Below are 20,813 nucleotides of genomic sequence, written 5' to 3' on the forward strand. Positions count from 1 at the left end.
GCGACTCATCGAAGCCCTTCGCAGGTGTAACCCATGACGCGACTCATCTGTCACCTATGTCGTGAACTCACACACCCCTCGGACACACGAGCGGGTTCGCAGAATTCGTGGGGCTCACACTGTGCTGAGTAATGGGTGACGCGCGAGCGGGTTGGCGGTATGCGACCGGCTGGAAACCTCACCGACGTCGCCGGCATCCGGCCACAATGATTGGTCATGCGGACCGACAAGGGAGTACACGTCATGACCAGGCGACCGAGATGACCGCGACGATGCGGGCCGAACGCTTCTATGCCGACACCAAAAGGGTTGTCGTGGAAGATGTTCCGGTCCCGGAGCCGGGCCCGGGCGAGGTACTGGTGAAGGTCGCCTTCTGTGGCATCTGCCATTCCGACCTCAGCCTGATCAACGGCACCTTCCCCGCCCAGATCCCGGTAGTGACGCAGGGGCACGAGACCTCGGGCACCATTGCCAAACTCGGCCCGGGGGTGACGGGCTGGGCCGAAGGCGATCGCGTCATCGTCGCGGCCGGCCGGCCCTGCCTGCGGTGCGCGAACTGCCGACGCGGGGACGTCGTCAACTGCATGAGGATTCAGTTGATGGCCTTCGCCTACGACGGCGGGTGGGCCGAATACACCGTCGCGCAGGCGTTCGGGCTCACGCGGGTGCCGGACAACGTGCCGCTGGAGCAGGCCGCGATCCTGGCCGACGCGGTGTCGACGCCCTACGGCGCGGTGGTGCGCACCGGCAGGGTCGGCATCGGCGAATCGGTCGGGGTGTGGGGACTCGGCGGCGTCGGCACCCACATCGCACAACTGGCCCGGTTGGTCGGAGCGGCTCCGGTGATCGCCGTCGACATCAAACCCGAAGTCCTCGAGCGGGCGCTGGAACTCGGCGCCGACTACGCATTCGACTCCCGCGACGACCATCTCGGCGAGAAGATCGCCGAGGCCACCGGTGGGCGCGGGCTGGACGTCGCGTTCGACGCGGTCGGACTCAAGTCGACGTTCGAACAGGCGCTGGGGCAGTTGACGGTCGGCGGCCGGTTGGTCGCGGTCGGCATGAGCGCCCAAGAGCCCACCGTGGGGCCGACGTCGATGTTCGGCCTGACGCAGAAACAGGTGCTCGGCCATCTCGGCTACAAAAACGTCGACATCTCCACGCTGGCGATGCTGGTGTCGCTGGGCAGGCTCGACCTGTCGCGGTCGATCAGCGGGATCGTGCCGCTCGAGGACGTCGCCACGGGCATCGACAGGCTAGAACGGCAGCAAGACAACCCCATTCGGATCCTGGTGCAGCCCTAGAGTCGCCGACGCCCTTCGGGTCTTGCCCGGCGCACGTAACCTGGAACAAGGCCCAGCAGCCGGGAGCGCAGACGAATGAACCCACCGAGTGGCTTTTTCCGGCGGACATCACCGAAGACGTTCGTGGACCGACGGGAGGCCGGCCGCGAGCTGGCGCAAGAGCTGGTGGCGTACCGCGGCCGGGGCGATGTGCTGGTCTTCGGGCTGGCCCGTGGCGGCGTGCCGGTGGCCTGGGAGATCGCCGCGGCCTTGGGGGCGCCGCTCGACGTGTTCCTGGTCCGCAAGCTCGGCGTACCGCAATGGCCGGAATTGGCCATGGGCGCATTGGCCAGCGGCGGCGGCGTGGTGATGAACGAGGACGTGGTGGCCGGCCTACGCGTCACCGACGAGCAGGTGCGCGGGGTGATCGACAGCGAGACGGCAGAGCTGCTCCGGCGCGAGCACACCTACCGGGGCGGCCGGCCGACCGCCGACCTGCGGGACAGGATCGTCATCCTGGTCGACGACGGAATCGCAACGGGCGCAAGCATGCTCGCAGCGGTGCGGGCCATCCGCGCCGCGGGCCCGAAATCGATCGTGGTGGCCGTTCCGGTGGGGCCCGAAGCGACCTGCCGCGAGCTCGCGCGGGAGGCCGACGACGTCGTGTGCGCCACCATGCCGCCCGGGTTCGAGGCGGTCGGGCAGGTCTACGACGACTTCCATCAGGTCAGTGACGAGGAGGTCCGCGAACTGCTCGCTACGCCGACCCACTTGGCGCGCTGAGGCGGCGAAGGGGCTACTTGGCGGCCTCGTCGCCGCGGCCCTCGGCCGCGACCTTGGACTCCTCGGTCTCCGTGGCGGTCGCCGGCTCGTCGGACGTCGTGACTTCTTCGGGGTAGTCGACGTAGTCGTCCTCGTCAGAAGCATGGGCCTCGTCGGCGTGCGCCTCGTCGGCGTGGGCTTCGTCGGCTTCGTCGCCCAGGTCACGCCGCTGGCGCTCGCGCACGGCGTCCAGGATCAGCAGCACCACGCCCACCACGCTGGCGGCGATGCACACCCAGGCCACCAGCTCGTTGCTGGTGACGACCGCGAATACCAACGCGACGAGCCCGATCAGGGCCAAGACCAGCGCAATGATGAGCATCAGTCATCCTCCAAGCGACGAGCGGACCGCGGTTGCATCGACTTTCAACGACCCAGCGTGCCAACCCCGAGGCCCGGCAAGTGACCGGCACGCCTGGAAAGGCTAGTTGTTGCCCCGGTTGAACTGGTCGAAGCTGCCCGCGTCCGCGCTGGAGTCCACCGGCGCCGCGGACCCGCGCTGCCCGAGTTCCTCCAACTGAGACTCCAGATAGGTCTTGAGCCGGGTGCGATATTCGCGCTCGAACGTGCGGAGCTGCTCGAGGCGGCCTTCCAGGACGGTGCGCTGCTGGTTGATGGTGCCCATGATCTCGGAGTGCTTGCGTTCGGCGTCGGCCTGCAGGGCGTCGGCCTTCTCCTGGGCCTGACGCAGCTGGGTCTCGGAGCGGGTCTGGGCATCCGACAGCATGGCGTCCGCGCGCTGCCGGGCATCGGCGACCGTGGTCTCGGCGGTGCTGCGCGCCTCGCTGAGAATCTGGTCGGCGTTAGAGCGGGCATCGGCCAGCATCTTCTCCGACTCGGTCTTGGCCGTGCTGGTCAGGCGGTCGGCGGTGTCCTGCGCCAGCGTGAGCACCCGGGCGGCCTTCATGGCCTGTTCCTCGTTGCTCGCCGCCGCGGCGGCCGGGGCCGCGGCCTGCGCCACCTTGACCGGTTCCGGCTCGGGGACGGGTTCGCGTACGGGAATCGCCTGAGTCGGCGCGGCGGCCGCGGCCGACGTCGCCGAGCCGCCGCCGGAGGCCAGCTCGTGGTCCAGCTCTTCGATCCGCTGGCGCAGATCGCCGTTCTCTTCGATCAGCCGCGTCAGTTCGGCTTCCACCAGATCGAGGAAGGCGTCGACCTCGTCTTCGTTGTAGCCCCGCTTGCCGATCGGCGGCTTACTGAACGCCACATTGTGAACGTCGGCTGGTGTAAGCGGCATTGTTTCGTCCCCTAAGTTCCTGTCGCACGTTCTGGAAAGTGTAGAACGCAGTGGTAGCCGTGGTGCAACTGCCGTCCATCCTGTCACACCAGGCGCGACCGTTGCCGATTAGCCCAATAAATAAGAGCCAATTTCAAACACTGAGGCCAATAAAATCCGAATTCTTAGAAGTTTGAAATCGCGCGAACCGAACCGACGCTAAAACGTGGCCGAACCGTCTCCGGGCCGGAACGGCCTCACGCCGCCGGGCCACCCACGGCCTGCGCCGCGGCCCCGAACGCCAGTTGCATGCCGATGAACGCGACGAGCAACAACACCATGATCGACAGGTCGAAGCGGACGGCCCCGATGGTGAGTTGCGGAATCAGCCTGCGGAGCAGTTTCACCGGCGGATCGGTGATGGACAGGATGATCTCCAGGACCACCACGGTGATGCCGGTGGGATGCCAGTCCCGGCTGAACGAGCGGATGAATTCGACGACGACCCGGGCGATGAGCAGCAGCCAGAAAATGAACAGCGCGAACCCGAGGATCTGAAAGAACAACACCAACTGAAGTGCCCCGACCTTACCCATGAGAAGAGAAGCGATACCAAGCGCCGCGGATCAGCGCGGCGCCTGCCAGCGTACCGACTCCGGGTCAGGGACCCTATCTCAAGCCGCCCCGAGGACCCGTAGACTAAGCGGGCCGCCCGCGGCGCAGCGGGCGGCGGAAACGTCTATTGGTAAGCGTAGAAACCGGTTTCGGCGATCCGGCGCCGCTCCTCCGGGGATACGTCCACGTCGGCGGGGGACAGCAGGAACACCTTGGTCGCGACTTTGTCGAAGGAGCCCCGCAACGCGAACGCCAGGCCTGCCGCGAAGTCGACGAGCCGCTTGGCGTCGGCGTTGTCCATCGACACCAAGTCCATGATGACCGGGGTGCCATCGCGGAAACGCTCACCGATGGTGCGGGCCTCGCTGTAGTCCTTGGGGCGCAGTGTGGTGATCTTCGACAGCGGGTGGCCCTCTTCGAACATCATCGCCATCCGGCGCGGGTCCATCGCCAGCGCCCCGCGGGTGGAATTGCGCAACCACGATCCGAAGCGCGGGCCGCCACGCTCGCCGCGGTCGAACTCGCGGGGGTGGACGGCGCCGTAGCGGGGTTCGTCCGCGTAGCCGCCGCGGTAACCGGCGGGCGGTGCATAGTCGGCGGGCTCACGGCGCGGGTCGTCGTAGTCGTCTTGGTCGTAGCGACCGTATCCGTCGTCGAAGCGCGGTCGCGGAAAACCACGGGACGGAGCGTGGTCGTCGTAATACTCGTCCTCGTAGTCGTCCATCGGGGCCATACCGAAATAGGCCTTGACTTTGTGCAGTGTGCTCATTGCGTTGACCCTTCTAGCCCCTGGGAGTACTGGTGTTAGTGATAAAGCTGTTACTGCAGTGACTACTTACGGTGACGGTAACCGCCGCGGACCCAATAGCGCGGTACCGACACGCACACATGTCGAACCGTGTTTGACGGCGTTCTCGAAGTCATTGGACATCCCGGCGGACAGCCCGACGGCATTGCGGTGCGCCTCGAGCACCCGCCGATGCTCGGATCGGAGCCGGTCAAAGGCCTCGTCGGGGTCCGCATCCAACGGTGGAATCCCCATCAGCCCGACCAGGTCCAGGTTCTTGGAGTCCTCGACCCGGTCGCACACCTGGTCGACGGCTCCAGGTCGCGCGATGTCGACGCCGCCGCGAGACTCGTCACCGTCGAGGCTGACCTGCACGTAGATCCGCATCGGCGCGGTGCGACGGCCCTCGGCCAGTGCTGCCGCCACCCCCCTGTCGAGCGCGGTCACCAGGTGCGTGCTGTCCACCGAATGGGCGGTGTGCGCCCACCGCGCCACCGACCGGGCCTTATTCCGCTGGATATGACCCACCATGTGCCAGCGGGGATTTGCGACGTCCGCGCGCCCCAATGCCGCCAGCAGTCGGGCGACTTCGGCCACTTTCGCCGTCGCTTCCTGGTCCCGCGATTCGCCGACGATGCGACACCCCAACCGGGACAAAATCACCACGTCGGATGCCGGAAAGTATTTGGTGATGGGCAGAACTTCGATTTCGCCGACATTGCGGCCCGCGGCTTCGGCCGCCGCCGCCAGGCGCGAGCGCACCGACGCCAGCGCATGAGTAAGCTCCGATTCGCGGTCTCCCCCGGCAGGTATCTCTACCGCCATCGCGGTCACTCCATCCAGACCAGTGAGGCCAGCCGGCCGGTCGGCGCATCCCGGCGATGACTGAACAACGCCGGATCGTCGACCGTGCATCGTGGATCGATATCGACTGCCGTCACGCCCAAATTCGTTAGTTGACAGGCGATTCCGGCTCGCAGATCGAGCCCGGGAGTTCCCGCGGCGGTGGTGGTCCGGCTGCCCGGCAGCGCCGCCTCGACCTCGTCGGCCATGGCCGCGGGCACTTCGTAGTTGCGGCCGCTGACCGCCGGGCCCAACAGCGCCGAAATGTCCTCGGGCCGCGCTCCCAGCTCGACCATCGTCTCCACCGTGCGGGCCACCACCCCGCGCTGGGCACCCACCCGGCCGGCGTGCACGGCCGCGGCCACGCCGGCGCGCGCATCGGCCATCAACACCGGTACGCAGTCGGCGGTGACCACCGCCAGTGCGAGTCGCGCGGTGCGGGTCACCAACGCGTCGGTGTTGTCGACCGCGGTGGCGCGCGCCGCGTCGACCACCTCGACCCGCGCGCCGTGGACCTGGTTCATCCAGACCACGCGGCCGGCGCGCAGGCCGATGGCGGCGGCCAGCCGCGCGCGGTTCTCGGCCACCGCCGCCGGGTCGTCGCCGACGTGGTCGCCCAGGTTGAAGCTGTCGAAGGGCGGGGTCGAGACACCACCGGCGCGGGTGGTGGTAACTCGCCGGATGCGAACGCTCACGTGACCAGTATCTGAGTTTTCCTGTCGGCCAGGCGGCCCCGACTCTCGCGGTCGGGGGTCCACGGTCACCGGCATGGGTCTCAGCGGCGCATGAACGGCGGCACGTCGACGTCGTCGTCATCGCCGCCGATATTCAAGGTCGAGCCGTTGGTGTGCACCGGCACGCTGACCGCGTCGACCGGCTCGAACAGCGTCGAGGTCAGTTTGCCCGCCTTCGCCGACTCGATCCGGTGCGCACCGCCGGTCTTCTCGTTCTCGGCGCCGCCGCCGATGACGGGTTTGCGCCCGGCGCCGGTCGCGTCGAAGCCGGCGGCGATGACGGTGACGCGCACCTCGTCGCCCAGCGAGTCGTCGATCACGGTGCCGAAGATGATGTTGGCGTCCTGGTGGGCGGCGTCCTGCACCAGCGAGGCGGCCTCGTTGATCTCGAACAGGCCCAGGTCGCTGCCGCCGGCGATCGACATCAGCACGCCGTGCGCGCCCTCCATCGAGGCTTCCAGCAGCGGCGAGTTGATCGCGATCTCGGCGGCCTTGAGCGAACGACCCTCGCCGCGGGCCGAGCCGATGCCCATCAGGGCCGTTCCCGCGCCGGACATGATGCCCTTGACGTCGGCGAAGTCCACGTTGATCAGGCCCGGCGTGGTGATCAGGTCAGTGATGCCCTGGACACCGTTGAGCAGCACCTCGTCGGCGCTGCGGAAGGCGTCCATCAGCGACACCGCGGCATCGCCCATCTGCAGCAGCCGGTCATTGGGGATCACGATCAGGGTGTCGCAGCTCTCGCGCAGCGCCGAGATGCCGCTCTCGGCCTGGTTGCCGCGCCGCTTGCCCTCGAACGAGAACGGCCGGGTGACCACGCCCACGGTCAGCGCGCCCAGCTTGCGCGCGATGCTGGCGACGACGGGCGCCCCGCCGGTCCCGGTTCCGCCACCCTCACCGGCGGTGACGAACACCATGTCCGCGCCGCGCAGCAGCTCCTCGATCTCGTCCTTGGCGTCCTCGGCGGCCTTGCGGCCGACCTCGGGGTCCGCCCCGGCGCCCAGGCCACGCGTGGACTCGCGACCGACGTCGAGTTTGACGTCGGCATCACTCATCAACAGCGCCTGCGCGTCGGTGTTGATCGCGATGAACTCCACGCCTTTGAGGCCTTGTTCGATCATCCGGTTCACGGCGTTGACGCCGCCACCACCGATACCCACGACCTTGATGACGGCCAGATAGTTATGCGGGGGGGTCATCATTCGTCTTCCTCCCTGATGGGCTTGGCTCAGCTCTCCCGGCGGTGGGCTCCTCCGGACCGTGGCGGCCCTCCCTGGCAAACCCTCAACCTCAACCATAGAGTTAGAGTTATGTCAAGTAGCTCCGCGCAACCAGAACGGTATGGGTATCGCGCGCCCTAACCCCGCAGGCGCGCCGACACGCGTCCCGCAAATTTTCGGCAATTTTCCCGCACCGGGCGGCGTGAGCGCTGTTCGGCGGCGCGCCGGGACGTGCGCCGTGACGAAGATCGCTACTTGACCGTCGGGAGATCCGGGCTGGACACGTCGTAGACCTTGCCCGGCTGGGTCAGCAGCGCGGCCAGCTTCTCGGCCTTCTCGTCGGTGCGGTCGGTAGTCCCCCAGATCACCACCCGGCCGTCGCCCAGCGTCAGGGTGATCGACGCGACCGACGGCGCCGCGACGCGGCCGACCTGACCCTCGACCTCGGGACGCAGCGCGGTCAGGACCTGCAGGGCCGCCTTGGTCGCCGGGTCGTTCGGCCCCGGATCCGCGACATCGAGATACGGCAACGCCGGTGGTGGCGGCCCGGTCGCGAAGTCCACGCCGTCGCGGTCGAACAGATGCGGGCCGTCGGCAAAGTCCTTGACCGCCACCGGAACTCGCTCGACAATGGTGATCCGCAGCGCCGACGGGTATTGGCGCTGCACCCGGGCGCTCGCCACCCGCCGGATCGCCGCCACCCGGTCCGCGACCTGGCTGGTGTTGATCTGCAGCAGCGGCGTTCCGGGCCGCACCCGCGCCGCGTCGAGGACCTCTTCCCGCGTCACCACCCCGGTGCCGACGACGACGACGTTGCGGGCCGACATCGCGGGCGTGAAATAGAGGATCAACGCCAAGCCGATACCGACTATCACCAGCAGGACGGTGGCCAGCAGCATCTTGAGGCCTCGAACGACGCCGCGCGCAACGGGTTTGGGCTCGCTGACCAGCCGTCCGCCGGCCCGGCGCTTCGCTTCGCGGCGGGCCTCTTCGATGGCCCTGGCGCGGGCCTGTGCGGTGCGGCGTTCGGCGCGCTCCCGGCGGGCCCGCCGCCGGGGGCCCTCGGCGTCGTCCGTGTCCGCCTCGTTCTCGTCGCCCGCAGCGCCGTCCGCGTTCTCCTGGGCGACAAGCGGTTCGGTGGACGCTACGTCGCCGGGGGAACCGGCAGGTTGGCCGACGGCCGCCTGTTCGCCGGTCACATCGGCCGAGACGGGGTCGTCCGGCTGGGTCATCGCAATGCCCCGGGGGCGCCGCGGTTGGCCCGCACCCGCAACGCCGCGACGATCTCGGGCCCCAGCAGCGTCACATCGCCGGCCCCCATGGTGACGATGACGTCGCCCGGCCCGGCGGCCGCGGCCACCTGCTCGGCGGCCGCGGCGAAGTGCGGGAGATAGCGCACCGGCACGTGAACGTGCTCGGCGACGGCGGCCCCGCTGACGCCGGGCAGCGGTTGCTCGCGGGCGCCGTAGACGTCGAGAACGAAAACCTCGTCCGCCGCGTCCAGGGCGCGCCCGAACTCCTCGGCGAAAGCCTTTGTCCGCGAATACAAGTGGGGCTGGAACACCGCGATGCTGCGGCCGTCACCGCTCTGCTCGAGCAGGGTGCGGACCGCCCCCAGCGTGGCGACGATCTCGGTCGGGTGATGCGCGTAGTCGTCGAACACCCGCACCGAGGCCGCGCTACCGACCAGCTCGAAACGCCGGCGCACGCCCTCGAAGCCGGCCAGGCCGTCCAGCAGGGCGTCGACCGGGGCGCCGATCTCGAGCGCCGCCAGCAACGCGCCCATCGCGTTGAGCGCCATATGGCGGCCGGGCACCGACAACCGCATCACCCGCGGAAGCTGCTCCGGGTCCAGTTCGGGGGCCAGCCGGATCTGCGCGACGGCTTCGGTGCCCTGCTGCTGCCACGACAACAACGTCGCCGCCATTTCGTCACCGTCGGGTGAGGTCCCGTAACGCAGCACCCGGATGCCCAGCTCGGCGGTGCGCCGGGCCAGCGCCGCCGCCCCCGGGTCGTCGACGCACACCACCAGTGCCCCGCCGGGGGCCAGCCGCTCCACGAAGGCGTCGAACACCGCCACATAGGCGTCGGCGCTGCCGTAGAAGTCCAGATGGTCGGTCTCGATGTTGGTGACCACCGCGACGTTGGGCGTGTACTCGAGCAGCGAGCCGTCGCTCTCGTCGGCCTCCGCGACGAAACAGTCGCCGCTGCCGTGGTGGGCGTTGGTGCCCGCCTCCCCCATCTCGCCGCCGACCGCGAAGGAGGGGTCGCGCCCGCAATGCTGCAGCGCCACGATCAACATCGACGTCGTGGTCGTCTTGCCGTGCGTGCCGGTGACCATCAGCGTGGTGCGCCCGTGCATCAGCTTGGCCAGCACGGCCGGTCGCAGGATCACCGGAATGCCGCGCCGCCGGGCCTCGACGAGCTCGGGGTTGGTCTTCGGGATGGCGGCGTGCGTCGTGATGACCGCGGTGGCGCCGCCGGGCAGCAGATCGAGCGAGGCCGGGTCGTGCCCGATGGTGATCTGCGCGCCCCGGGCGCGCAGCGCGTGAATGCCGCGGGACTCCTTGGCATCCGAGCCCGACACCAGCCCGCCCCGGTCGAGCAGGATGCGGGCGATGCCCGACATGCCGGCACCCCCGATGCCGACCATGTGCACCCGCTGCAGCTCGGGCGGCAGCTGTTCGGTGGTCACGGTTTTCCTCCGGCGGGCGACCGGCCGAGCCGTGCGTTTCGGGCGATATCCAGCGCCACCTGGGCCACCTGGCGCGCGGCGTCGGGGTGGCCCACCAGCGCGGCGGCGGTCGTCATGGCCGCCAGGCGCGGCGGGTCGCCCACCAGCCCCGCCACCTCGCGGGCCACCAGCTCGGGCGTCAGATCGGCGTCGGCGACGATCATGCCGCCGCCGGCGTCGACCACCGGCAGGGCGTTGAGCCGCTGCTCGCCATTGCCGATCGGCAGCGGCACGTAGATGGCCGGCAACCCCACGGCCGAGACCTCGGCCACCGTCATCGCACCGGACCGGCAGATCACCAGGTCGGCGGCCGAATAGGCCAGATCCATCCGGTCGAGGTAGGGAACCGCCACGTACGGCGGCTCACCCGGCCGGGGTTCGCGCAGGTCGAGCGTGTTCTTGGGCCCGTGCGCATGCAACACGGCGACGCTGGCGGCGGCCAGCCCGGCGGCCGCCCCGCTGACCGCCCGATTCAGCGAGACCGCGCCCTGCGAGCCACCGAACACCAGCAGCACCCGGGCGTCGCCGGCGAAGCCGAAGTGGCGGCGCGCCTCGTCGCGCAGCGCCGCGCGGTCCAGCGAGGTGATGGCCTCGCGCACCGGCACCCCGACCACCTCGGCGCGCGGCAGCCCGCAGTCGGCGACCGCGGACAATACCCGCTCGGCGGTGCGGGCGCCGACCCGGTTGGCCAGCCCGGCGCTGGCATTGGCTTCGTGGATGAGCACCGGGATCCGCGGCTTGCGCGGCGAGACACCGCGTGCGGCGAGATACGCCGGCAATGCCACGTACCCCCCGAAACCGACCACCACGTCGGCGTCGACCGCCCTGAGCACGGCCCGGGTTTCCCGGACGGCCCGCCACACGCGTGACGGCAGCCGGGCCAGGTCGCCGCTCGGCTTGCGCGGCAGCGGCACCGGCGTGATCAGCTCGAGGTCATAGCCGCGTTCGGGCACCAGCCGGGTCTCCAGCCCGCGGGCAGTGCCCAGCGCGGTGATCCGCACCTGCGGGTCGAGACCGCTCAGCGCGTCGGCGACGGCCATCGCCGGCTCGACGTGACCGGCCGTGCCCCCGCCGGCGAGCACCACCGACAGTGGCTTGACGGGCTGAAAAGACGACAACGCGGCACCGGCGGGCGAAGGGTCTGACCCCCGCCCGCCGGTCGGCGTGTTGACCGTGTGGTTCACCCGTAACGCTGACCTTCCAGTGCGCGAGCGCGTCGTGGCTGACGCTGGCCAGATCCATGATGCCTGGCCCGTGATCGGGCGGTACCCCCAGTCTGGGGAGCCGGCCGGCCGGCGGTGCGCGGTAGCGCCGGCCCCAGCGGCCCGTCGGCCTTGCGCGAGGCCGTGCGGGAGACCGGGTGGGACGTGTTGCGGGAGGCCTTCTGGGTAGCCTTGCGCCCGGCCGCGCCTGCGCCCTTGCGCGACGGCTCGGGCGGCTTCGGACGGGCACGCTTGCGATCGCGTGCGGCCTCGAGATGGGTCGGCGAGTAGGGCTCGGGCAGCGGCAGCCGCAGGATGCGGTTCACCTTGTCGTCAGCGCCGGCCCGCAGCGTCGCCACCGCCTCGGGTTCGTGACGCGCCGCATTTGCCATGATGCCGATCATGAAAAGCGTTGCCGCGGTCGATGTTCCACCGGCAGAGATGAGCGGCAGCTGAATGCCGGTGACCGGCAGGATGCCGATCACGTAGCCGATGTTGATGAACGCCTGGCCCAGCACCCACATGGTGGTGGTTGCGGTCAGCAGCCGCAGGAACGGGTCGGCCGAGCGGCGGGCGATCCGCATCCCGGTGTAGGCGAACAGCCCGAACAGCACCAGCAGCGCAAACGCCCCGATGAAACCGAGCTCCTCGCCGATGATCGCGAAGATGAAGTCGTTGTGGGCGTTGGGCAGGTAATTCCATTTGGCGACGCCCTGGCCCAGACCGTCGCCGAAGACACCGCCGTGCGCCAGCGCGAATTTGGCCTGTCGGGCCTGGTAGCCGGTGTCCTGCGGGTCGTTCTCGGGGTTGATCCAGGACCGCACCCGGTCCGACCGGTACCCGGCCGACATGGCCAGGATCGCGCCGGCCACGAAGACGGACATCAGGGAGGTGACGAAGACGCGTAGCGGCAGGCCCGCGTACCACAGCAACGCCAGCAGGATGATGCCCAGCGACACCGTCTGGCCGAGGTCGGGCTGCGCCACGATCAAGGCCAGCGCGATCACCGCCGCGGGCACCAGCGGGATCAGCAGTTCACGCAGAGATGCCCGCTCCAGGCGACGGGCGGCCAGCATGTGCGCACCCCAGATGGCGAACGCGATCTTGGCCAGCTCGGAGGGCTGCATCGAGAAGCCCGCCACCACGAACCACTTGCGGGACCCGTTGGCCAGGTTGCCGATACCGGGGACGAGGACCAGCACCAGCAGGATGACCGTGACCACGTAGCCGGCGAACGCGACGCGGCGGATGAACCGGACCGACATCCGCAGTGACGCGTAGCAGGCGATCAGGCCGATCACGGTCCACAGCACCTGCTTGCCGAAGATCACCCAGGCCGATCCGTCGGCGTCGTAGGACCGCACGCCCGACGCCGACAGCACCATGATCAGCCCGAGCGTGGTCAGCAGCGCCGTCACCGCGATGATCAGGTGAAACGACGTCATTGGCCGACTCAGCCAGGCGCCGAACCGGCTGCGCGAAGCGCCGTCGTTGGCCTTGTCTTTCTTGGCCTTCTCCTTTTTGGGCTTGGCTTCCGTGGACGCTTCCGCGTCCTTGCCCGCGGCGTCATCGGCCGCCCCCGGCTCGGGCGTGGCGGTCTCGGTGGCGTCTTTACCCCGGCCCAGCAGCCGAGTCAGTGCGTTACCCACGCCCGCCCTACCGGAGCGCCGCGCGTACGGCGGACGCGAAGGCGTCGCCGCGGTGGGCGTAACCCGTGAATTGGTCGAACGATGCGCCCGCGGGTGCCAGCAGGACGGTGTCGCCGGGCTTTGCCACGGTACGCGCCGCGGCGACCGCCGCGTTCATCACCGCTGTGCCCAGATCGTCATCCCGTTGTTTCACTTCCGTCACATCTGCCCCAAGAACCACAGCAGTCGCATCCATACCAGCATCCTCGCCTGTCACTACGTGCAGGACGGGTACATCCGGCGCGTGTCGCGATAACGCCTCGGCAACCTCGTGCCGATCTCGGCCGATGAGCACGGCCGCGACCAGCCGCGACGACATCCTGGCGACCTCGGCGTCCACCGATGCGCCCTTGAGCAGGCCGCCGGCGATCCACACCACCCGGGGGTAGGCCAGCACGGACGCTTCGGCAGCGTGGGGATTGGTCGCCTTGGAGTCGTCGACGTAGGTGACGCCGTCGGCGACGGCAACGACTTCGGCCCGGTGCCGGCCCACCCGGAAGTTAGCGATCGCGGACGAAATCGCCTCGGCGGACACGTCGACACAGCGCGCCAGCGCCGCGGCGGCCAGCGCGTCGAGCACCCCGACCGGCCCCGGCACCGGGATGGACGCGACCGGCAGCAGGGCCAGGTCGTCGGCGAAGGCGCGGTCGACCAGGTGACCCCCGCGCACGCCCAGCTCCCCCGCCGCCGGTTCGCCCAGCCGGAAGCCGACCCGCACCGCCGCCCGGGCGGTGTCCAGCAGCGCCGCCGCCCGGCCGTCGTCCAGGCCCACCACCGCCACCCGGCCGTCGAGCACCCGCGCCTTCGCCGCGGCGTAGGCGGCCAGGCTGCCGTGCCAGTCCAGATGGTCCTCGGCGATGTTGAGCACCGCACCGGCCTCGGGCTGTAGCGAGGGCGCCCAATGCAATTGGAAGCTGGACAGCTCGACGGCCAGCAGCTCGGCCGGTTGATCGAGCACGTCGAGCACCGGGTCGCCGATGTTCCCGCACAGCAGGCTGCGCCGGCCCCCGGCGGTCAGCATGGCGTGCAGCATCGACGTGGTGGTCGTCTTGCCGTTCGTCCCGGTCACCACCAGCCAGCGGCGCGACGGCCCGTAATGGCCGGCAGCGTCGAGCCGCCAGGCCAGCTCCACGTCACCCCAAACCGGCACGCCTGCCGCCGCCGCGGCGACCGGCACAGGCGCGGTCGGCGCGAAACCGGGACTGACGACCACCAGGGCATAACGGGCGACCTGCTCGACGGCGGCCGACGTGGACGCGGTCGCCACTCCCGCGTCTGCAAAGGGGCGCAACCTGCCGGGGTCGTCGTCACACAGCGTCGGTGCCGCGCCGAACCGGGTCAGCGCCGCCAGCACCGCCTTGCCCGTTACCCCGCCCCCGGCCACCAGCACCGGCGCGCCGGGCGCCAACGGTTCCAGCGGGGCCTCAAGACCGCTCATCAGGCACCGATCGCGCCCAGCCACTCACCGTAGAAAAGGGCCACCCCCAGGCCGCAGGCGATCGCGGTGAGCAACCAGAAGCGGATGATGACCGTGGTCTCGGCCCAGCCGGCCAGTTCGAAGTGGTGGTGGAAGGGCGCCATCCGGAACACCCGGCGCCCGGTGGTCCGAAACGTCAAGATCTGCAACACAACTGAACCGGCTTCGGCGACGAACAGTGAACCCAGCACGATGGCGAGGATCTCGGTCCGGCTGGTGACCGAGATGCCCGCGATGATGCCGCCCAGCGCCAGGGATCCGGTGTCGCCCATGAAGATCTTGGCGGGCGCGGCGTTCCACCACAGAAAGCCGATGCAGGCTCCGGCCGTGGCGGCCGCGACCAGCGCGAGGTCCAGCGGGTCGCGCACGTTGTAGCAGCCCAGCCCGGGCGCGGTGGCGCACGCGTTGCGGTACTGCCAGAAGGTGATCAACACGTAGGCGGCGGTGACCATCGCCATGGTGCCGGCGGCCAGCCCGTCCAGACCGTCGGTGAAGTTGACCGCGTTGGACCAGGAGGTCACGATGACCACGCAGAACAACACGAACAGTGCCGGAGCCAGGGTGACGGTGGCGATCTCGCGTACGTAGGACAGGTCCGCGCTGGCCGGGGTCAGGCCGTTGCTGTTGTGGAATTGCAGCGCCAGCACGCCGAAGATGACCGCGGCACCGACCTGGCCCGCGGTCTTGGCCGTCTTGTTCAGGCCGAGATTGCGTGACCTCCGGACCTTGATCAGGTCGTCGAGGAATCCGACGCCACCGAGCACGGTGGCCAGGCCCAGCACCAACAGGCCCGACACGGTGATGCCTTCCCCGTCGAAGGCCATCCCGGCCAGGTGCGTGCCCAGGTAGCCCGCCCAGATGCCGGCCAGGATGGCCACGCCGCCCATCGACGGCGTGCCCCGTTTGGCGTGGTGGGTCGGGGGCCCGTCCTCGCGGGTGTGGTGGCCGAACCCCTGCCGGGTGAACAGCCGGATCAGCGCCGGGGTCAGCAGGATCGACACGGTCAGCGCGACGGCGACGGCGATGAGGATCTGTCTCATGCGCGCGTCCCACCCTCGGGGCCTTCGGCGGCCAGGGCATCGGCCAGCGCGCCGAGCCCGGCCGAGTTCGACGCCTTGACCAGGACGACGTCGCCGGGTTGCACCTCGGCCCGCAGCAACGCCAGGGCGGCATCACGGTCCGCGACGTTGACGGCTCCCTTGTCGGCGGTGCCCCAGGAACCCTCCATGACCGCTCCGTGGTGCATGGCGCTCATCGACCTCCCACTTCCCACGACGACGAGTCGAGACACATCTAAGCGCACGGCCAGCCGGCCGATGCGATCGTGCTCGGCTATGGCATCCTCACCGAGCTCGGCCATCTCGCCGAGCACCGCCCAACTCCTGCGCTTTTCGGCGCGGCCGTGCCCGGCGCCCTCGCCATGTGCGATCCAGGCCAGCGCCTGCAGCCCGGCCCGCATCGAATCGGGGTTGGCGTTGTACGCGTCGTCGATGACGGTGACGCCGTCGGTGCGGGTGGTGACCTGCATGCGGTGCCGCGACACCGGGCCGGTCCCGGCGAGCGCGGCCGCCACCTGCTCGAGCCCGGCGCCGCATTCCAGCGCGACCGCGGCCGCGCACAGCGCGTTGCCCACCTGGTGATCGCCGTAGACGCCGAGTTGCACCGGCACCTGGCTCACCCCGGACGCGTCGCGCCGGTTCAGCGTGAACCGGGGCCTGGCCAACCCGTCGAGCGACACCGGGCCCGCCCACAGATCGCTGGGGACCGCGTCGGTGTGCCCGCCCCTGGTGTGCTCCGCGCGGCCGACCCGGACCACGCGGGCGGCGGTCACCCGCGCCATGTCCGCCACGGCCGGATCGTCAACGTTCAGGATCACCACGCCGGACGCGGGAACGGATTGTGGCAGTTCGGATTTCGTCTTGGCGATGGCCTCGCGTGAGCCGAACTCGCCCAGGTGCGCAGTGCCGACGTTGAGGACCACCCCGATCGACGGCGTGGCGATCTCGGCCAGCGCGGCGATGTTTCCGGGATGCCGGGCCGACATCTCCAGCACCAGGTAGTCGGTGTCTGCCGTCGCGCGCAGCACCGTCCACGGATGCCCCAGCTCGTTGTTGAACGACCCGGGCGGCGCGACCACCTCACCCAGTGGTGCCAGCACGGCCGCCACCAGGTCCTTGGTCGAAGTCTTTCCCGACGATCCGGTGATGCCGACGATGGTCAGCCCGCCGGCCACCAATTCGGCGGCCACCGCCCGGGCCAGCTTGGCCAGCGCGCCCAGCACCGCCGCGCCGGACCCGTCGGTGTCGTGCTCGAGCACCCCGGCGTCCGGGTGTGCCGCCGCCGGTTGCGGGGGCACCACGATGGCCGGTACCCCGACCGGCCGCGCCGCCAGGACGGCGACCGCACCGGCGGCGACCGCCGAGTCCGCGAAGTCATGCCCGTCGGCCCGCGCTCCCGGCAGCGCCAGGAACAACCCGCCCGGCGTGACGGCGCGTGAGTCGAATTCCACCGTCGCGGTGACGCGGCGTTGCACGGCGTCCAGCGGGGAGATGCCGGACAGGGTGCCACCGACGATGTCGGCGATCTGGGCGACGGTCAGGTCGATCACCGATTCACCGCCCGGGGTCCCATGGCCTCGCGCAGCGCCTCGGCCAGCTCCACCCGGTCGTCGAAGGGGCGGGTGTGCCCGCCGGCGCGCTGCCCGGTTTCGTGGCCCTTGCCCGCGACCAGCACCGCGTCGCCGGGGCCCGCCCAGGCTACCGCGCGCCGGATCGCGTCGCGCCGGTCGGCAACCTCGACAACCTCAGCCGCGCAACCACTTTCGTTCGCACCGGCCAGGATCTCCCGGCGAATCGAGGCCGGGTCCTCACCGCGCGGATTGTCGTCGGTGACCACGACCAGGTCGGCCAGCTCGGCGGCCGCCGCGCCCATCGGCGCCCGCTTTCCCGGATCGCGCTCGCCACCGGCGCCGAACACCACCGCCACGCGGCGGCCCGGGCGCGCCAGCGTGGTCAGCACCGCACGCAGGGCACCCGGCTTGTGCGCGTAGTCGACCAACGCCAGGAAATCCTGGCCGGCGTCGATCTCTTCCATGCGTCCCGGCACGCGGGTCTGCCGCAGCCCCGGCGCCGCTTGCTCCGGCGACACCCCCACCGCATCCAGAAGAGCCAGTGCCACAAGGCAATTGGCGATGTTGTAGTGACCGGGCAGCGGGACGCCGACCTGATGCCGGGCCCCGGCGGGGTCGACGACGGTGAACTGTTGCCCCCCCGCGCCCATCGGGGTCACGTCGGTGGCGCGCCAGTGCGCGGGCCTTCCCTCGGCGCTGACGGTGATCGCGTCGCCGGCCCGGGCCGCCATGGCCCGCCCGGCCTCGTCGTCGACGCACACCACGACGCGGCGCGCCCGCAGCGGCGAATTGGGGTCGAACAGCAGGGCTTTGGTGTCGAAGTAGTCTTCCATGGTCGGGTGGAAGTCGAGGTGATCGCGGGACAGGTTGGTGAAACCGCCCACCGCGAAGCCGGTTCCGTCCACCCGGCCCAACGCCAGCGCATGGCTGGACACCTCCATCACGACGGTGTCCACGCCTCGTTCGGCCATGGCCGCCAGCATCGCCTGCAGCGCGGGGGCCTCCGGGGTGGTCAGCGCGCTGGGGATGTCGGCGCCGTCGATGCGGATGCCGATGGTGCCGATCAGCCCGGCCGTGCGGCCCGCGGCCCGCAGGCCCGATTCGACCAGATAGGTGGTGGTGGTCTTGCCGGACGTGCCGGTGATACCGATGACGGCCACCCGGTCGGACGGATTCCCGTACACCGTGGCGGCCAGGCCGCCGAGCACGCCGCGCGGGTCGGGATGCACCAGCGTGGGGACGGGCGGGGCGGCCGCGCCCATCTCGGCGACCCCGGCGGGATCGGTGAGCACGGCGACCGCGCCGCGTTCGATCGCGTTGGCGGCATACCGGGCCCCGTGGGTGGTCTGGCCGGGCAGCGCGGCGAACAGGTCACCGGGCTCCACGTCCTGGGCGCGCAGCGTCACGCCGGTGATGGTCACGCCGGACGCGTCCGCCGCCCCGAGCGCGGACGACCCCGCAACCCGCGCCGCCAGGGCAGACAGCGGAACGCCGGCGACGGCGTCGGGACGCAACCCGGCGGGCACCGACACTGCTCACCTCCCGTTTGCCACATCAGCGATGACACCCTACCGAGGAGTAGCGGGCAACGCGGGCTTCCCGCGCCCATCCAGGCGCGTTATCGGCCCTTACGCCAGTCGAGCAGGGGCAGAAAGATGGTGTCGACGATCTCTTCGATCGCTTCGTCAGACAGCGGTTGCAGCGTCATGAGGATCTCGTAACGGAACAGCTCGACCGGCAGGCGCGCGATCCGGTCGGTGACCTGTTCCGGCCGGATCTCGCCGCGGGCGATGGCCCGCGCAATGACCTCCTCCAGGACGGCGTCTCGACCGCCCTGAATGACCTTCCTGATGTCGGCCAGGCTGCGGCCGGTCTGCTGGTAGAAGCCGCCGAGCCGGGTCATCAGCGCGGCCACCAGCCCGACGCGCAGCTTGTTGGCCTGCTGGAGCAGTTCGATGACGTCACCACGCAGGCTGCCGGTGTCGGGGGTGACCACGACGTCTTTGCTTACCGCGTGCGCCAGCGCCGCGAGCACCAGTTCCTGTTTGTTGGGCCAGCGCCGGTACAGCACCGCGCGACTCGTCCCCGCCCGCACGGCGACGGCGTCCATCGTCATGTCGTCGTAACCGCGTTCGGTCAGCTCGGCCCATGCGGCATCCAGCAGGGCCTCCTCCAGTGCGGGGCCGCGGCGCCGGCGCGCCACACCGGACGGCTTAAGAGACATTGCGTTTCCTAATGATCGGCATTACGGTGCATAGGGTACAAACTGTATCTTACGATGATAGGGGTGGGACAAATGCGCGTCCTCGTTTCCGGCGCCGGAATCGCCGGCCTGAGCACGGCGATCGACCTCGGCGCTGACGGCCACGACGTCACCATCGTCGAACGCGCCGACCACCTGCGGGTCAATGGCTCCCCCATCGACATTCGCGGGGATCTCGCCCTCGGCATCGCCGAGAAGATGGGTGTGCTCGCCGAGATCCACCAACGCCGGGTCGACATGACCGAACGGGTGCAATTCGTCGACGCGGACGGCACCGTCGTGGCCGAACCGTCCTTCGACCAGATCAACGACTCGTCCGACGACGTCGAGATCCCCCGCGAAGACCTCACCGACATCCTGTTCAGTCATCTCGGGCCGTCGACGGAACTGCGGTTCGGCGAACGCATCACGGCGCTCGAGGACGGTCACAGCGGGGTCGACGTCTCGCTGGCCTCGGGCGCCCGCGAGCGCTACGACCTGGTCGTGGGGGCCGATGGGATGCACTCGGCCGTTCGCCGGCTGACGTTCGGGCCCGAGCGGCAGTTCCTCCGCCATCTCGGCTTCTACGTCGCACTGGCCGACCTGCCCGGTCACGCGTCACCAGGGCGCATCAACCCGATGTACAACTTCCCCGGCCACCTCGCCGGCATCGCCGCCTACAACGACAAAGCGCTGGCGGTCTTCATGTTTCGATCACCTTGGGTCGACTACGACTATCACGACCTCGCCGCACAGAAACGGATCCTCGCCGACGCGTTCGCCGGCCACGACGAATGGCGAGTCCCCGAACTCATCGAGGCGGCGGTCGCCGATCCGGAGCTCTACTTCGATTCGGCCGGCCAGATTCAGATGCCGGGCTGGCACCGCGGGCGTGTCGTGCTGGTCGGGGATGCCGCGCACTGCACCTCCAACCTGACGGGCCGCGGCACCACCCTGGCCCTGACCGGCGCGTGGTTTCTCGCCCAGGCCCTGCGCGACCACCCCGGCGACATCGCCCGGGCGTGGGAGCAATACGACCGCCTTCAGCGACCGCTCGCGACCAGAGTCCAGGCGATGGCGGCGCCGGGCGGCGACCGCCTGATCCCCGCCACGCAGGACGAGATCGACGCGCGCAACCGCGGTTTCACGGCTCCGCACTAAATGCGGACCGTGAGCTCCAAACCCTTGTCGATGGGCAGCGCGGTACCGACGTAGCCGTTGGTTGGGTCGCGCACGTAATCGAGGTAGGCGTGGTTCGGATCCGGCGAAACCGTCGACGAAGCGTTCATCGACGAACTCGTCAGTGACGTCCTCGCCCGCC

Annotated in this window: 19 protein-coding genes and 1 pseudogene; 3 read left to right on the forward strand and 17 right to left on the reverse strand. The window is 70.0% G+C overall.

The features are described from left to right. The first annotated feature begins 260 nt into the window (after positions 1-260). Together OQ789_RS16595 and OQ789_RS16600 are read left to right on the forward strand one after the other, a co-directional pair. Positions 261-1,304: a zinc-binding dehydrogenase gene (locus tag OQ789_RS16595; protein WP_324687108.1), complete on the forward strand. Its 1,044-nt coding sequence runs from the start codon at positions 261-263 to the stop codon at positions 1,302-1,304. Between the two features lie 63 nt (positions 1,305-1,367). Then, positions 1,368-2,066: pseudogene (locus OQ789_RS16600) on the forward strand (phosphoribosyltransferase); the annotation flags it as partial. Between the two features lie 13 nt (positions 2,067-2,079). Here the strand turns inward: OQ789_RS16600 and OQ789_RS16605 are convergent. The 16 genes from OQ789_RS16605 to OQ789_RS16680 form a co-directional block, all read right to left on the reverse strand. Further along, positions 2,080-2,427: a hypothetical protein gene (locus OQ789_RS16605; RefSeq protein WP_324687109.1), complete on the reverse strand. Its 348-nt coding sequence runs from the start codon at positions 2,425-2,427 to the stop codon at positions 2,080-2,082. A 102-nt stretch (positions 2,428-2,529) separates the two neighbouring features. Next, on the reverse strand, positions 2,530-3,342 hold the full coding sequence (locus OQ789_RS16610; RefSeq protein ID WP_324687110.1) for a DivIVA domain-containing protein: 813 nt from the start codon (positions 3,340-3,342) through the stop codon (positions 2,530-2,532). 236 nt (positions 3,343-3,578) lie between these two features. After that, on the reverse strand, positions 3,579-3,893 hold the full coding sequence (locus OQ789_RS16615) for a YggT family protein (protein WP_324687255.1): 315 nt from the start codon (positions 3,891-3,893) through the stop codon (positions 3,579-3,581). A 167-nt stretch (positions 3,894-4,060) separates the two neighbouring features. Further along, positions 4,061-4,705: a cell division protein SepF gene (locus tag OQ789_RS16620; protein ID WP_324687111.1), complete on the reverse strand. Its 645-nt coding sequence runs from the start codon at positions 4,703-4,705 to the stop codon at positions 4,061-4,063. A 66-nt stretch (positions 4,706-4,771) separates the two neighbouring features. Further along, entirely contained in the window at positions 4,772-5,548 is a 777-nt protein-coding gene (locus OQ789_RS16625) for a YggS family pyridoxal phosphate-dependent enzyme (protein WP_324687112.1), read from the reverse strand. 5 nt (positions 5,549-5,553) lie between these two features. Continuing rightward, positions 5,554-6,261, reverse strand: coding sequence for a peptidoglycan editing factor PgeF (gene pgeF / locus OQ789_RS16630; RefSeq protein WP_324687113.1), 708 nt, complete (start codon positions 6,259-6,261; stop codon positions 5,554-5,556). A gap of 80 nt (positions 6,262-6,341) precedes the next feature. Next, the gene (gene ftsZ, locus OQ789_RS16635; RefSeq protein ID WP_324687115.1) at positions 6,342-7,499 is read right to left on the reverse strand and encodes a cell division protein FtsZ; all 1,158 of its coding nucleotides are present in this window, start codon (positions 7,497-7,499) and stop codon (positions 6,342-6,344) included. A gap of 272 nt (positions 7,500-7,771) precedes the next feature. Continuing rightward, complete coding sequence (locus tag OQ789_RS16640) at positions 7,772-8,752, reverse strand: cell division protein FtsQ/DivIB (RefSeq protein ID WP_324687116.1); 981 nt, start codon at positions 8,750-8,752, stop codon at positions 7,772-7,774. After that, a complete protein-coding gene (murC, locus tag OQ789_RS16645) occupies positions 8,749-10,215 on the reverse strand; it encodes a UDP-N-acetylmuramate--L-alanine ligase (RefSeq protein WP_324687117.1) in 1,467 nt (488 codons plus the stop codon). The genes OQ789_RS16640 and murC overlap by 4 nt, the downstream gene beginning before the upstream one ends. Continuing rightward, the gene (gene murG / locus OQ789_RS16650) at positions 10,212-11,438 is read right to left on the reverse strand and encodes an undecaprenyldiphospho-muramoylpentapeptide beta-N-acetylglucosaminyltransferase (protein WP_324687118.1); all 1,227 of its coding nucleotides are present in this window, start codon (positions 11,436-11,438) and stop codon (positions 10,212-10,214) included. The genes murC and murG overlap by 4 nt, the downstream gene beginning before the upstream one ends. Continuing rightward, complete coding sequence (ftsW, locus tag OQ789_RS16655; RefSeq protein ID WP_324687119.1) at positions 11,435-13,105, reverse strand: putative lipid II flippase FtsW; 1,671 nt, start codon at positions 13,103-13,105, stop codon at positions 11,435-11,437. The genes murG and ftsW overlap by 4 nt, the downstream gene beginning before the upstream one ends. Positions 13,106-13,112: 7 nt before the next feature. Further along, a complete protein-coding gene (murD, locus tag OQ789_RS16660) occupies positions 13,113-14,582 on the reverse strand; it encodes a UDP-N-acetylmuramoyl-L-alanine--D-glutamate ligase (protein ID WP_324687120.1) in 1,470 nt (489 codons plus the stop codon). After that, complete coding sequence (gene mraY, locus OQ789_RS16665) at positions 14,582-15,661, reverse strand: phospho-N-acetylmuramoyl-pentapeptide-transferase (RefSeq protein WP_324687121.1); 1,080 nt, start codon at positions 15,659-15,661, stop codon at positions 14,582-14,584. Before mraY ends, murD begins: the two co-directional genes overlap by 1 nt. Next, positions 15,658-17,229 (reverse strand): UDP-N-acetylmuramoyl-tripeptide--D-alanyl-D-alanine ligase, encoded by a 1,572-nt coding sequence (locus OQ789_RS16670; RefSeq protein ID WP_324687122.1) that lies wholly within the window; start codon positions 17,227-17,229, stop codon positions 15,658-15,660. The genes mraY and OQ789_RS16670 overlap by 4 nt, the downstream gene beginning before the upstream one ends. Then, a complete protein-coding gene (locus tag OQ789_RS16675; RefSeq protein ID WP_324687123.1) occupies positions 17,226-18,782 on the reverse strand; it encodes a UDP-N-acetylmuramoyl-L-alanyl-D-glutamate--2,6-diaminopimelate ligase in 1,557 nt (518 codons plus the stop codon). Before OQ789_RS16675 ends, OQ789_RS16670 begins: the two co-directional genes overlap by 4 nt. Before the next feature lie 86 nt (positions 18,783-18,868). Continuing rightward, complete coding sequence (locus OQ789_RS16680; RefSeq protein WP_324687124.1) at positions 18,869-19,474, reverse strand: TetR/AcrR family transcriptional regulator; 606 nt, start codon at positions 19,472-19,474, stop codon at positions 18,869-18,871. A 63-nt stretch (positions 19,475-19,537) separates the two neighbouring features. On the opposite strand from OQ789_RS16680, the gene OQ789_RS16685 reads away from it, so the two are divergent. Further along, on the forward strand, positions 19,538-20,653 hold the full coding sequence (locus tag OQ789_RS16685; RefSeq protein WP_324687126.1) for an FAD-dependent monooxygenase: 1,116 nt from the start codon (positions 19,538-19,540) through the stop codon (positions 20,651-20,653). On the opposite strand, the gene OQ789_RS16690 is transcribed toward OQ789_RS16685, so the two are convergent. Beyond that, a complete protein-coding gene (locus tag OQ789_RS16690; RefSeq protein ID WP_324687128.1) occupies positions 20,650-20,781 on the reverse strand; it encodes a hypothetical protein in 132 nt (43 codons plus the stop codon). The two genes, OQ789_RS16685 and OQ789_RS16690, sit on opposite strands and share 4 nt — an antisense overlap. Positions 20,782-20,813: the final 32 nt, after the last annotated feature.

Origin of the sequence: Mycobacterium sp. 94-17 (assembly GCF_035617725.1) — a bacterium.
In the GTDB taxonomy this organism is placed as follows: Bacteria; Actinomycetota; Actinomycetes; order Mycobacteriales; family Mycobacteriaceae; genus Mycobacterium.

Coding starts and splice junctions, on each gene's coding strand:
- OQ789_RS16690 (WP_324687128.1), bottom strand. CDS start 20,781: ATGAACGCTTCGTCGACGGTTTCGCCGGATCCGAACCACGCCTACCTC.
- OQ789_RS16625 (WP_324687112.1), bottom strand. CDS start 5,548: ATGGCGGTAGAGATACCTGCCGGGGGAGACCGCGAATCGGAGCTTACT.
- OQ789_RS16605 (WP_324687109.1), bottom strand. CDS start 2,427: ATGCTCATCATTGCGCTGGTCTTGGCCCTGATCGGGCTCGTCGCGTTG.
- ftsZ (WP_324687115.1), bottom strand. CDS start 7,499: ATGACCCCCCCGCATAACTATCTGGCCGTCATCAAGGTCGTGGGTATC.
- OQ789_RS16595 (WP_324687108.1), top strand. CDS start 261: ATGACCGCGACGATGCGGGCCGAACGCTTCTATGCCGACACCAAAAGG.
- OQ789_RS16680 (WP_324687124.1), bottom strand. CDS start 19,474: ATGTCTCTTAAGCCGTCCGGTGTGGCGCGCCGGCGCCGCGGCCCCGCA.
- murD (WP_324687120.1), bottom strand. CDS start 14,582: ATGAGCGGTCTTGAGGCCCCGCTGGAACCGTTGGCGCCCGGCGCGCCG.
- OQ789_RS16640 (WP_324687116.1), bottom strand. CDS start 8,752: ATGACCCAGCCGGACGACCCCGTCTCGGCCGATGTGACCGGCGAACAG.
- OQ789_RS16620 (WP_324687111.1), bottom strand. CDS start 4,705: ATGAGCACACTGCACAAAGTCAAGGCCTATTTCGGTATGGCCCCGATG.
- mraY (WP_324687121.1), bottom strand. CDS start 15,661: ATGAGACAGATCCTCATCGCCGTCGCCGTCGCGCTGACCGTGTCGATC.
- OQ789_RS16610 (WP_324687110.1), bottom strand. CDS start 3,342: ATGCCGCTTACACCAGCCGACGTTCACAATGTGGCGTTCAGTAAGCCG.